Raw genomic sequence first — 13,185 nt, 5'->3', positions numbered from 1 at the left:
TGATCCGTCGCCCCGTTGCCGCATGATGCGCCTGCGGGAGAGGCGGGCTTTCCCGTTTTGAACCGGAGGGCGTCCGCGCCGATGAGTGAGATCCGCGGCGAAAAAGTCGGCTTTCGCAAGAAAGACATCGTCGCGTTGCATGCGTTGCCTTCGGCGCAGGCGCACGAACCCGTTATCGTGCATGCCCCGCACAAACGCGGTTTGCTGCGTTTTTTCAGCAAGATGGCCCTTTGTGCGCTCTTGCTCGCCTTCATCGTCGGGGCCAGCCTGATCGCCGTGGTCGAAAGCGGCGCGATCGACAGCACGCTCAATACACGTGCCCGGCTTGCGTTGAACGCGGCCCTCGGCGGCGCCTATCGCGCCGAGGTCGGAAGCACGGTCGTGCGCTTGAGCTCCAACGGTGCCCTGGCGCTCAAGGCCCGTGAAGTGGCGCTGAGCGAGGCCGCCTCCGGCCAACCGGTCGCGAAGCTGCAATCGATTTCCATTGCCCTCGACCCGCTCGCGCTTTTGACTGGCCGGATCGCGGTCTCGCGCCTCGAAGCGGAAGGCGGTGATTTCGACACAGGGCTGCTGCCGCGCGGCGAGCCGATCGACCTGACCAAGATCAAGATCGCCGATGTCGGCGACGCCCTTGAAAAGCTGTTTGCCCATGTCGACCGCATGTCGCGGATGGCGACCACGCGCGGCGACCAGACGGTGCTGCTTTCAAACTTCTCGTTCACGGTCGCCGGCGCGCGCAATCGCGTCGTGCCGGTCGAGGCCAAGGAACTTGAATTCAACCGCGACGCCAACGGCTCGATGCACGTCAAGGGCAGTGTTGCCGTCGATGGCATGGATGTCGACCTGAGCGCCAACGCCCTTGGGGCGAACGGCCATGTAACGGGTTTCGAAGCGGCGATCACGAATGTGCCGCTGAAGCCGTTCTTCTATCATGGTCCTGCGGGCAGGGAGGCGGCCTTTGGCATCGACGCGACCGCCGGGTTGACACTGACGGCAACGCGCGCCGCCGACGGCGCGAAACCGGACCTTCGTGTTGCCGTTCGCACGTCGAACGGTGCGTTTCACGCCGGTGGTCTCATCTCTTCGATCAATCCGTCGCAGATGGACATCGCCTATGATTTCGAGCGCGCTTCCGTCGAGATCCTGCCGTCGACGGTCAATATCGGTCGGTCGGTCTTCCCGTTTACCGGCGCGGTCAAAGACCTCGACCGGATCGAAGGTGCTGGGGATCAGGGCTTCGCCATCGATCTCCTGTTCAAGAATGCCAGTTCCGCGCCGGAGGACATCGCCGAGCGTCCGCTGATCTTCGATGCAAAGGCGAGCGGCCGCTTCACCTCGGATGCGCGCCACCGGCTGATCTTCGACCAGCTCGCCGTTTCCAGTCCGCTCGGCTCGATGTTCGGCTCGCTTTCCGTCGCCTTCGGCAAGACCTCACCGCAGGTGAGTTTTGCCGCGGTCAGCGACCGCATGCAGCCGACGGCAGTCAAGCAGCTCTGGCCCTGGTGGCTTGCCAAAGGTGCCCGACGTTGGGCGATCGGCAATCTTTTCGGCGGCACCGTCACCGATGCACGCATCGAGGTCTCGGTCGCCGAGGGGCGGATCGCCGAGAACGAAGGCGAGCTGAAGCTCGATGAAAAAGAACTCAACATCGCATTCAAGATCGACGACACGCGCATCAACATCGCCGGCGAAATACCGCCGCTGCGCGATACCTCGGGCACGTTCAAGCTCAGCGGCCAGCGGATGGAAGTGGGCGTGGAGCGCGGCGCGGCCTTTTTCACCTCCGGCCGGTCCGTAGCGCTCAAGGGCGGCGACTTCATCATTCCCGATGTCTACACCAAGCCGCTGATCGCAGAGATGAAGATCGAAGTGGGCGGCGAGGCCGACGCGATCGCCGAACTTGTCACCTACAAGCCGATCCAGGCGCTGCAAAAGACGCCCTTCGCTCCCGGCGACTTTACCGGCCAGGTCACGGCGCAGGTGGGCGCACGGTTCGGCCTGGTGACCGACCAGCACCCGCCGCCGCCGCTATGGCAAGTGGAAATGCAACTGGATGACGTGACTGTGACGCGGCCGATCGCGGGACGCGCCGTGTCGAACGTATCCGGCACGTTTCGGGTCGACACCGCCCAGGCTGTCCTTGATGCCGATGCGGTGGTCGAGGGCGCGAAGATCAAGCTTGCGTTGGTCGAGCCTGTCGACAGCGCGTCGAAGGTGAAGCGCAAGCGCGAAATCAGCGGCACGATCGATGACGCCGCCCGCGAAAAACTGGCGCCCGGCCTGTCCAAGATCATCTCGGGGCCGATGGACGTCGATCTCGTGATCGACGACGCGAACATCCAGCACGCCACCATCAACCTGACCAAGGCGAAGCTGTCGTTGCCCTGGATCGGCTGGAGCAAGGGCGCAGGCATTTCTGCCGAGGTGACATACAAATCCGACATCAACGACAGCCTGACAACCATCAAGGACTTCGCCATCGCCGGCGACGGTTTCGGCGCACGCGGCACGCTGCAGGTCGATGACGCCGGCATTGCCAACGCCAAGCTCAGCAATGTGCGCCTGGCGCAAGGCGACGATTTCAACGTCAGTATCGATCGCCGCAAGGGCGTCCATGTCGTGGCGCTAAGCGGAGCGGCCGCAGATATCAGGCCGATCCTTGCCCAGATGAAGAGCGGATCGAACGGCAATGGCGGCGGTGGCGACGACATCACCATCCAGGGGCAACTCGGCCGGGTTGCCGGCTTCAACGGAGAAGTGCTGTCAAACGTCAATCTGGTCTATTCGGAACGCGGACAGCAGATCGAGGACATCAACCTGTCGGCCGTGACCGGAAGCGGCCAGGCCGTGGTGGCCAAGCTCGCCAAAGCGGGGGCCGACAACATCCTTGAACTGACGACCGGCGATGCCGGCTCGCTCGCCCGCTTTGCCGATATCTACAGCAACATGCGCGGCGGACTGCTGAACCTGAAGCTGCGCGATCGCGGTGCCCGATCCTGGCGCGGTTCGATCGACATCCGCAAGTTTTCGCTGGTTGGCGAACAGCGCCTGCAGTCGATGGTGTCGACGCCTGCGGGCCAGGACGGGCGAAGCCTCAACCAGGCCGTCAGGCGCGACATCGACGTCAGCACGGCACGCTTCGAACGCGGCTTTGCCCAGCTTGCGCTCGACCGCAGCGCCATTCGCGTCGATGGCGGCGTCCTCAGGGGCACCGATGTCGGGGCCACCTTCCAGGGCACCGTGCGCGACGGAAACGGCATCATGGACATGACCGGCACCTTCATGCCGGCCTACGGCCTCAACCGAATTTTTGGGGAATTGCCGTTGATCGGCGTCATCCTCGGCAACGGCAGAGACCGTGGCCTGCTTGGCATCACCTTTAAGCTCAACGGCCCGTTCAACCAGCCGAAGCTGACGATCAACCCGCTGTCCATCATCGCCCCCGGCGTCTTCCGCGGGATCTTCGAATTTCAATAAAAAGGCCGGCGCAATGGCCGGCCTTAAAGGTCCTTCCCGATGCGCCGGCCTTTATGTCGGGCGAACGAGGATGTGCTTCTTCTTGCCGAGCGACAGCTTGACGATACCATCCGCGGTGACGTCGCCACTGCCGATCAGCCGGCGCTCGTCGCTGACGGCCTCGTCGTTGATGCGCACGGCGCCGCCCTGGACGTGACGGCGTGCCTCACCATTGGATGCGGCAAGCCCGGCGCGCACGACCAGCGACAAAAGGCCAATGCCGGCCTCAAGATCCGCAGCTGCCACGTCGATCGACGGCAGGTTGTCGGAGACGGCACCTTCCTCGAAGGTCTTGCGCGCGGTTTCCGCCGCCTGTTCGGCCGCAGCGCGGCCGTGCAGCATGGCGGTGATCTCGGTCGCAAGGATCTTCTTGACCTCGTTGATTTCCGAACCGCCGAGCTGCGAAAGTCGCGCGATCTCCGCCATCGGCAGGGTCGTGTAGAGCTTCAGGAAGCGCGTCACGTCGGCGTCTTCGGTGTTGCGCCAGTACTGCCAGAAATCATAGGCCGACAGCATGTCCGGGTTGAGCCAGATGGCGCCGTTGACCGATTTGCCCATCTTGGCGCCCGACGATGTCGTCAGCAGCGGTGAGGTGAGCGCGTAGAGTTGCGTCGTGCCCATGCGGTGACCGAGGTCGATACCGTTGACGATGTTGCCCCACTGGTCCGAACCGCCCATCTGCAAGCGGCAGCCGGTGCGCTTGTGCAGCTCGACGAAATCGTAGGCCTGCAGGATCATGTAGTTGAATTCGAGGAACGACAGCGACTGCTCGCGCTCGAGCCGCGTCTTGACGCTGTCGAACGACAGCATGCGGTTGACCGAGAAGTGACGGCCGACGTCGCGCAGGAATTCGAGGTAGTTGATGCCAAGCAGCCAGTCGGCGTTGTTGATCATCAACGCGTCCTTGGGGCCGTCGCCGTAGGTCAGGTAGTTGGAAAACACCGTCTTGATGCTGGCGATGTTGGCGTCGATGGTCGCTGGCGTCATCAGCTGGCGGGCTTCGTCCTTGAAGGACGGGTCGCCGACCATGCCGGTGCCGCCGCCCATCAGCGAAATCGGCCGGTGGCCGGTCGCCTGCAACCAGTGCAGCATCATGATCTGGATGAGGCCGCCGGCGTGAAGGCTCGGCGCCGTCGGGTCGAAGCCGATATAGGCAGTCACGGTCTCCGTCCGGAACAGCTGGTCGAGGCCGGCGTCATCGGAACTCTGATGAATGAAACCGCGCTCGCTGAGGGTGTGGAGGAAATCGGACTTGAACTCGGACATGACCTGTCTCTTTCGGCTGGGTAGAACGTCTGCGCGCGGCGTTTAGCACTGTTTGGCAAAAAGTGCACGTCTTTGCTTGGCCGATGTTTTTGCTATGTAGACAGGCAACGCCTTGGAGGAATTGCATGGGCAAGATCATGACCGCGATCGGTTTGATGAGCGGCACGAGCATGGACGGGATCGACGTAGCGCTGCTGCGCACCGATGGCGACAGGCTCGTCGAGCGCGGGCCAGCCGACGGATACGCCTATGAAGCGGGCTTTCGTGACCGGTTGAAACAGGGCTTGAATGAGGCAAAGTCGATCACGAGCCGCAAACAGCGGCCCGGCAGCCTGACCGCTCTCGAACAGGATCTGACCCTCAGGCACGCCGAAGCCATCGAGGCTTTCTTAAAGAAAAACAACATTTCGAGAGAGAATGTGGATGTGATCGGTTTCCACGGGCAAACCGTGCTTCACCGTCCCGACGAAGCCTTGACAGTCCAGATCGGCGACGGGTCGCTGCTTGCCCGGGAAACAGGGATCGACGTCGTCTACGACATGCGCGCCAACGACATGGAGCATGGCGGCCAGGGCGCACCGCTGATCCCTGCCTATCATGCAGCGCTCGCCCGCGGTGCGGCCGCAACCGCAGCGCTTGTCGCGCCGGTGGTCTTCGTCAATATCGGCGGCATTTCCAATCTGACCTTCATCGGCGCGGATGATGGGCTCGTCGCCTATGATAGCGGCCCCGGCAACACATTGATCGATCAATGGGTCGAAGCGCATGCAGGCATTCCCTTCGACCAGGGCGGGATGATCGCCAGCGAAGGCGCGGTGCTGCCAGATCTGGCCCAGCGCTATCTGCTCAACCCGTTTTTCTCGGCAACCACGCGCCGATCGCTCGATCGTAACGATTTCGCGCCGCCACAGGGACTGGACGCCAGCCTCGAGGACGGCGCGCGCACACTTGTCTATGTGACGGCGGCGGCGATCGTCAAATCCGCTCGCCACCTGCCAGCGACGCCCCGGACATACATCGTGTGTGGCGGCGGCCGGCTCAATCCGGTGATCATGCGGGACCTGGCATCCGAGGCGAAAATTCATGGCGCCGATGTGCTGGCGGCGGAGGCCGTCGGCTTCAACGGTGATTCGATGGAGGCGGAGGCGTGGGCCTATCTCGCAGTCCGCTCACTCGAAGGATTGCCGCTCACCTATCCCGGAACGACCGGCGTGCGCAGGCCCGTCAGTGGCGGCACGCTTGCTCGCGGAAGCAGGCGGAGCGAAACCGCTTGAACAGCAAGTTGTGATACCGGGTGATTAATCAAATTTTCGCCTACCGCCGATAGTGTCCGCCGCGTACAGACAATTCGGGTTCCGTCGATGGGTGGTGCGATTTCTCTGCTGATCGTGAACTTTGTCATCGCACAATTGTTCACGGCAGCGTTTCTGGTGACCGCGGCCAAGAGCCGGTCGCGCCAGGCCGCGCAGTATTGCGCCGCCGGCTTTGCCGTTGCGTCGTTGGCTGCCGTGTTTGAAACCGTCGTGCCCTTCACGTCGTTCCCGCGCTTTTTCGCCATCAGCGCCTTCGCCACAATGCTGGCAGGATTCTGCCTGCTGCGCTTCGGTCTCGGCCTTTTCTACCGGGTACCGGCGAGCTGGCAGGTACTGGTCGCATTCTTCCTGGCTTCGGTGGCACTCGATCTGGTGATCTACCCCATGCAGCGCGGCACGCTGCAGCACGCCGTTCTCTATCAGCTTCCGTTCTTTATCATTCAGGCGTGGTCAGCGACGGCCGTGTGGCGATCGAGGCGCCGGTCGGCAGCCGACTGGATCCTGCTTTCGCTGCTGGTCCTGACCGCCGGCTATTGCGCCCTGAAGGTGTATATCGCCGTCGCCGCCGGATCGGGAACCACGGCCCAGGACTATGTTTCGAGCCCGTTCGCGCTGGTCTCCCAGGCGCTCGGCGCCATGCTGATCGTCGGTACCGGCCTTGCCATGCTCGGCGTCATGATCAAGGACATCGTCGACGATGCGCGCGCGCGCTCGGAAATCGACCTTCTTTCCGGGCTCTACAACCGTCGCGGCTTTATCGAGCGCGTCACTCCCATGCTCCAGCCGGGCCGGCCGGCCGGCACCCTGATCCTGGCCGACCTCGACCGGTTCAAGCAGGTCAACGACAGTTATGGGCACCACACCGGCGACGAGGTCATCCGCCAGTTTGCCCGGGTGCTGAGCGAGGTCATGCCGAACCGCGCGGTCGCGGGCCGTCTCGGTGGCGAGGAATTCGCGGTGTTCCTACCCTCCACCGATCTGGAGGAGGCACGCGTGGTGGCGCATGGCATGCGCGCTGCCATGATGTCGCAGAAGATCGATGGCCTTGCAGAACAGGCGCGGATAACGGCGAGTTTCGGCGTTGCAGCCATTGCCGAGGGCGAACCGCTGGAGCAGGCGATGCAGCGGGCGGACAAGGCTCTCTACGCAGCAAAGGAAAACGGTCGCAATCGCGTCGAATGCGCAGATGCGCCGCAGACTGTGGTCAACCCTTTGGTGCCACAATGGATCGGGCGGCCCTGAGGACCGCCCGGATCTTGATCAACGGATGCGCTTGGCTGCCGGTTCCGGCGTCAACTCGCCGTTCAGGCGACGGTCGAGGTAATCCTCGCATTCCGCCATCAGGTTTTCGACCTGGCCGTTGAAGAAGTGGTTGGCGCCAGGCACCGTCTTGTGGGTAATGAGAATACCCTTCTGCGCCTTCAGCTTCTCGACCAGTCCGTTCACGTCCTTCTCGGGCGCCACCTTGTCCGAATCACCGTTGATGATGAGACCGGAGGACGGGCAGGGCGCCAGGAACGAGAAGTCATAGGTGTTGGGCTGAGGTGCTACGGCCATGAAGCCTTCGATCTCGGGGCGGCGCATCAGGAGCTGCATACCGATCCAGGCACCGAAGGAATAGCCGGCAACCCAACAGCTCTTCGAATCTGGGTGCAGGCTCTGCACCCAGTCGAGCGCCGATGCAGCATCCGAAAGCTCGCCGGCGCCGTGATCGAATTCGCCCTGGCTGCGGCCGATGCCCCGGAAATTGAAGCGCAGCGTCGTAAAGCCGCGCTTCTGGAACATGTAGAAGAGCTGATAGACGATCTGGTTGTTCATCGTGCCGCCGAACTGCGGATGCGGGTGCAGGATGATGGCGATCGGGGCGCTTTTCTGCTTCGAAGGCTGATAGCGGCCTTCGAGGCGGCCGGCAGGTCCGTTGAAGATAATTTCGGGCATTGGCTCTCCGGGGGTGTTCCTGGTTCGAATCTTGGTTTCGGATCGCGATGAGTCTTGACGCAAGCACTCAGCTTTTCTAAAACCTAGTTTAGAACCGTTCAAAACTTCTATGCGGGCATTCCGCCGTGTTTCGTCTCATAAGGCAAGCGGTGCGGAAAATTCAAGGAAAATGCATCGTCGGCGGTTGTCTGCGATGAGCCTATTGTTCTAGCGAAGGAAATTATGTCGACCTCGCGCATCTATATGGACTGGAACGCCACGGCCCCGCTTCTTGCCGAAGCGCGCGACGCGTGCCTGTCTGCGCTCGACGTCACCGGCAATCCGTCCTCGGTCCACGGCGAGGGCCGAATTGTCCGCACGTTGATCGAAAATGCCCGCCGCGACATCGCCACCCTTTGCGGCGCGAGGGCCGCGAGCGTGATCTTTACCAGCGGCGCCACAGAGGCGGCCAACACGGTGCTCACTCCCGATTTTCGCATGGGGCGCACGGCGCTGAAGATCGGCCGGCTCTACGCTTCGGCGATCGAGCATCCGGCGGTGCGCGAAGGCGGACGCTTTGCGCGCGAGAACGTCACCGAGATCCCGGTGACCGCCGCGGGGATCGTCGACCTCGAAGCCCTGCGTGGCCTGCTTGGTGCCCACGATCGCGATAGCGGGCTGCCGATGGTCGCGGCGATGCTGGTCAACAACGAAACCGGAATTGTTCAGCCCGTTGCCGAGATTGCCGAGATTGTTCGCGGCCATGGCGGTATACTGGTGGTGGACGCGGTTCAGGCGGCCGGACGGCTGGCGCTTTCGATCGAAGAGCTGGGCGCGGATTTCCTGATCATCTCCTCGCACAAGATGGGCGGCCCGAAAGGGGCAGGCGCGCTTGTCGCCCGCGGCGAGATCATGATGCCAGCGCCGTTGATCCGCGGCGGCGGTCAGGAAAAGGGCCATAGGTCGGGTACGGAGAACGCCGTTGCGATCGCAGGCTTTGCAGCTGCTGCCCGCAAGGTCGCAGATCAGTTGACGGACCGAATGAGATCGGTCACAGCGCTTCGCGACCGCCTCGAGCAGGACATGCGGACGTCGGCGCCGGATGTGGTTATCCATGGCTGCGACGTTTCGCGCGTTGGCAACACCATCTTCTTCACGCTTCCAGGCATGAAGGCGGAAACGGGGCAGATCGCATTCGATCTGGAGGGCGTGGCACTATCGGCGGGTTCGGCGTGCTCGTCCGGCAAGGTCGGCCAGAGCCACGTGCTGACGGCGATGGGCTACGACCCGCGCCAGGGCGCGTTGCGCATCTCGATCGGACCGGCAACGACCGAAGCCGACATCGATCGCTGCGCCGCGGTGTTCGCCAAGGTCGCCGCAAGGCGCCGGACAACAGGTCAGGCCGCATGAGAACGTGCGGTTGAACGAAATTGCGGAAAAGCAATTTTCCGCTTGGCGAATGGGGTGAAAAGCGCCTTTTAGCCATTACATAAGCGGTGCGCCAAGTTCGCATCGTGTTGACAAGCTGCCGGACCTTGGATCCGGAAAGATTGGAGAACGACATGCCTGCCGTGCAGGAGACCATTGATCAGGTCCGTCAGATCGACGTGGACCAGTACAAATACGGATTCGAGACGACCATCGAAGTCGAGAAGGCACCGAAGGGCCTTTCCGAGGATATCATCCGTTTCATCTCCGCCAAGAAAAACGAGCCGGAATGGATGCTCGAATGGCGTCTTGACGCCTATCGCCGCTGGCTGACGATGGAAGAGCCGACCTGGGCGCGCGTCAACTATCCGAAGATCGACTTCAACGACCTCTATTACTACGCCGCGCCGAAGGGCACGACGGGTCCGAAGTCGCTCGACGAAGTCGACCCGGAAATCCTGAAGGTCTACGAGAAGCTCGGCATTCCCCTGAAAGAACAGGAAATGCTGGCCGGCGTGCAGAAGTCGAAGATCGCCGTCGACGCCGTCTTCGACAGCGTTTCCGTCGTCACGACCTTCAAGGAAGAGCTGAAGAAGGCCGGCGTGATCTTCATGTCGATCTCGGAAGCCATCCGCGAACATCCCGATCTCATCAAGAAGTATCTCGGCACCGTTGTGCCGACGACCGACAACTATTACGCGACACTCAACTCCGCCGTCTTCACCGATGGCTCGTTCGTGTTCGTGCCGAAGGGCGTTCGTTGCCCGATGGAACTGTCGACCTACTTCCGTATCAACGAGAAGAACACCGGTCAGTTCGAGCGCACGCTGATTATCGCCGAAGACAATGCCTACGTGTCGTATCTCGAAGGCTGCACGGCGCCGCAGCGCGACGAAAACCAGTTGCATGCTGCCGTTGTCGAACTGATCGCGCTGGATGACGCCGAGATCAAGTACTCGACGGTCCAGAACTGGTATCCGGGCGACAAGGACGGCAAGGGCGGCATCTACAACTTCGTCACCAAGCGTGGCGATTGCCGCGGCAAGAACTCCAAGATCTCCTGGACCCAGGTGGAAACCGGTTCGGCGATCACCTGGAAGTACCCGTCCTGCATTCTGCGCGGCGACGGTTCGCGCGGCGAGTTCTACTCGATCGCCGTCTCGAACGGTCACCAGCAGATCGACTCGGGCACCAAGATGATCCACCTCGGCAAGAATACGTCGAGCCGCATCGTCTCCAAGGGCATCGCTGCCGGCGTTTCGGAAAACACCTATCGCGGCCAGGTTTCGGCCCACCGCAAGGCTGAGAACGCCCGCAACTTCACCCAGTGCGATTCGCTGCTGATCGGCGACAAGTGCGGCGCGCATACTGTGCCCTACATCGAGGCGAAGAACTCGACGGCACAGTTCGAGCACGAAGCGACGACCTCGAAGATCTCCGAGGACCAGCTGTTCTACTGCCTGCAGCGCGGCATCCCGACCGAGGCGGCGATCGCGCTGATCGTCAACGGCTTCGTCAAGGAAGTCATCCAGGAGCTGCCGATGGAATTTGCCGTCGAAGCGCAGAAGCTGATTGGCATCTCGCTCGAAGGCTCGGTTGGCTAAGGCTGCGACACCATAATTGAATGGCGCGCATTGCCTTGCGCGCAAACAGACGTTCGTTTCCCAAGAGGACGATAGAAATGCTTGAAATCAAGAACCTGCACGCCCGTATCGCCGAAGACGGCACCGAAATCATCCGTGGCCTGAACCTGACCGTGAAGGCCGGCGAAGTCGCCGCCATCATGGGCCCGAACGGCTCCGGCAAGTCGACGCTGTCCTACATCCTGTCGGGTCGCGAAGACTATGAAGTGACTGAAGGCGAGATCCTTTACAACGGCGAGAACATCCTTGAGCTGGAAGCTTCCGAGCGCGCCGCCAAGGGCATCTTCCTCGCTTTCCAGTACCCGGTCGAAATTCCGGGCGTTGCCACCATGCAGTTCCTCAAGGTGGCGATGAACGAGCAGCGCAAGTACCGCGGCGAAGACGAGCTGACGACGCCGGAATTCATGCGCCGCGTCAAGGAAGCCGCAGCCGAGCTGAAGATCGCTCCGGAAATGCTGCGTCGCCCGCTCAACGTCGGCTTCTCCGGCGGTGAGAAGAAGCGCGCCGAAATCCTGCAGATGGCGCTGCTCGAGCCCAAGCTGTGCGTGCTCGACGAAACCGATTCCGGTCTCGACATCGACGCCCTGAAGATCGTTGCCGACGGCGTCAACGCATTGCGTTCGCCCGACCGCGCCGTGATCGTCATCACTCACTACCAGCGCCTGCTCGACTATATCGTACCGGACACTGTCCACGTCCTCTACAAGGGCCAGGTCATCAAGTCGGGCGACAAGACGCTTGCACACGAACTCGAAGCCAACGGCTACGCTGACATCATCGAAGCTGCAGCCTAGGGCCTGTTGAAGGAGTGTTCGAATGAATATGCAACAGGCAATCAAGATGACGGCGGCGGAAACGGCGCTCGTCGATGCCTATACGGCACAGATCGGCGATCTGCCCGGCGACGGCGCAGTGCTTTCGGTTCGTGACACCTTGGTGCACGAACTGAAGACGGCTGGCCTTCCGACCCGCCGTGTCGAATCCTGGCACTACACGGACCTTCGCACGCTGCTTCGCGCCGTGCCGGCTGCCGACCCCTCGGCTTTCGCCGAGCGCGTCGAGGCTCTCGTTTCGGGCGCCACCGTGTTTTCTGTGCGCAACGGCCATGCCGATTTCAAGGGCAATGCGCCTGAAGGCGTGACGATCCGCTCCTACACGGACAGCCTGCTCGACGGCTCTGCTGCGGCCGGCCTTGCCGTACTCGGCTCGGACGACGCCATCGGCCGCATCAATGGCGGCCTCGTGCGTGGCGGACTGGAACTTTCGATCGCGGATGGAACCGAACTCGAAGACCCGCTGGAAATCCAGCTGGTGCAGAGCCTTGGCCAGGCGCATACGCGCTTCCCGGTCTCCTTCGGTGCAAACACCAAGGCGACCGTGATCGAGCGCCACCTGTCGACCAATGCCGCGGAGAGCCTGATCTCGTCGGTCAGCGACATCACCGTTGGCGAAGGTGCCGACATCACCTGGATCATCCTGCAGCAGCAGGGTGCGGCCGATACCCATCTCGGCCAGATCCGCTTCGATCTCGCTGCCGATGCCAAGCTGCACCTGTTCATCATCAATGCGGGCGGCAAGCTGGTTCGCCAGGAGATCCACGGCAAGACGAGCGGCGAGGGCGCCGACTTCAAGCTGCGCGGCATCAACCTGCTCGGCGGCGAAAGCCACACGGACGTGACCTTCACGCTCGGTCACAACGTGCCGCACACTACGTCGACTGAAGTCATCCGCAACGTCGTTTTCGACCGCGCCAAGGGCGTGTTCCAGGGCAAGATCCTGGTGGCCAAGGATGCGCAGAAGACCGACGCGAAGATGGCGTGCAACACGCTCTTGCTTTCGGACGATGCCGACCTGTCGGCCAAGCCCGAGCTTGAGATCTTCGCAGACGACGTTCAGTGCGGCCACGGCGCCACCGTTGCCGATATCGACCACACGCAGCTCTTCTACCTGATGGCGCGCGGCATCCCGGAAAACAAGGCACGGGCCATGCTCGTCAACGCCTTCGTCGCCGAGATCGTCGAAGAACTTGACGACGAACCGCTGGTCGAAGCGCTGGAAAGCGTGATCTCGACCTGGCTCGACAAGCACGCCTGATCGGCGCG

At 62.3% G+C, this 13,185-nt stretch carries 9 protein-coding genes; 7 read left to right on the top strand and 2 right to left on the bottom strand.

Annotation, left to right across the window (positions count from 1 at the left end):
• Positions 1–81 precede the first annotated feature (81 nt).
• Positions 82–3,477 (top strand): DUF3971 domain-containing protein, encoded by a 3,396-nt coding sequence (locus RTP54_RS08980; protein WP_312362035.1) that lies wholly within the window; start codon positions 82–84, stop codon positions 3,475–3,477.
• Positions 3,478–3,528: 51 nt separating this feature from the next.
• Here RTP54_RS08980 and tyrS read toward each other — a convergent pair whose 3' ends face one another.
• The gene (tyrS, locus tag RTP54_RS08975) at positions 3,529–4,782 is read right to left on the bottom strand and encodes a tyrosine--tRNA ligase (RefSeq protein ID WP_312362034.1); all 1,254 of its coding nucleotides are present in this window, start codon (positions 4,780–4,782) and stop codon (positions 3,529–3,531) included.
• A 125-nt stretch (positions 4,783–4,907) separates the two neighbouring features.
• Between tyrS and RTP54_RS08970 the strand changes: the two genes are divergently transcribed.
• Both RTP54_RS08970 and RTP54_RS08965 read left to right on the top strand, forming a co-directional pair.
• A complete protein-coding gene (locus tag RTP54_RS08970) occupies positions 4,908–6,056 on the top strand; it encodes an anhydro-N-acetylmuramic acid kinase (protein WP_312362032.1) in 1,149 nt (382 codons plus the stop codon).
• An 87-nt stretch (positions 6,057–6,143) separates the two neighbouring features.
• On the top strand, positions 6,144–7,337 hold the full coding sequence (locus RTP54_RS08965; protein ID WP_312362030.1) for a GGDEF domain-containing protein: 1,194 nt from the start codon (positions 6,144–6,146) through the stop codon (positions 7,335–7,337).
• A gap of 18 nt (positions 7,338–7,355) precedes the next feature.
• On the opposite strand, the gene RTP54_RS08960 is transcribed toward RTP54_RS08965, so the two are convergent.
• Complete coding sequence (locus tag RTP54_RS08960; RefSeq protein ID WP_112804989.1) at positions 7,356–8,033, bottom strand: alpha/beta hydrolase; 678 nt, start codon at positions 8,031–8,033, stop codon at positions 7,356–7,358.
• Positions 8,034–8,255: 222 nt separating this feature from the next.
• Between RTP54_RS08960 and RTP54_RS08955 the strand changes: the two genes are divergently transcribed.
• The 4 genes from RTP54_RS08955 to sufD all read left to right on the top strand — a co-directional run bounded on the left by RTP54_RS08955 (position 8,256) and on the right by sufD (position 13,177).
• Positions 8,256–9,422, top strand: coding sequence for a cysteine desulfurase family protein (locus RTP54_RS08955; RefSeq protein ID WP_312362027.1), 1,167 nt, complete (start codon positions 8,256–8,258; stop codon positions 9,420–9,422).
• 152 nt (positions 9,423–9,574) lie between these two features.
• A complete protein-coding gene (gene sufB, locus RTP54_RS08950) occupies positions 9,575–11,044 on the top strand; it encodes a Fe-S cluster assembly protein SufB (RefSeq protein ID WP_112804993.1) in 1,470 nt (489 codons plus the stop codon).
• 77 nt (positions 11,045–11,121) lie between these two features.
• The gene (gene sufC, locus RTP54_RS08945) at positions 11,122–11,877 is read left to right on the top strand and encodes a Fe-S cluster assembly ATPase SufC (RefSeq protein ID WP_112804995.1); all 756 of its coding nucleotides are present in this window, start codon (positions 11,122–11,124) and stop codon (positions 11,875–11,877) included.
• 22 nt (positions 11,878–11,899) lie between these two features.
• A complete protein-coding gene (gene sufD, locus RTP54_RS08940; protein ID WP_312362025.1) occupies positions 11,900–13,177 on the top strand; it encodes a Fe-S cluster assembly protein SufD in 1,278 nt (425 codons plus the stop codon).
• Positions 13,178–13,185 lie beyond the last annotated feature (8 nt).

Origin of the sequence: Ensifer sp. (genome assembly GCF_031989085.1) — a bacterium.
GTDB lineage: Bacteria > Pseudomonadota > Alphaproteobacteria > Rhizobiales > Rhizobiaceae > Ensifer.
The sequence above is the reverse complement of the archived record's forward strand: the minus strand, read 5'-3'. Positions and strand labels throughout refer to the sequence as shown.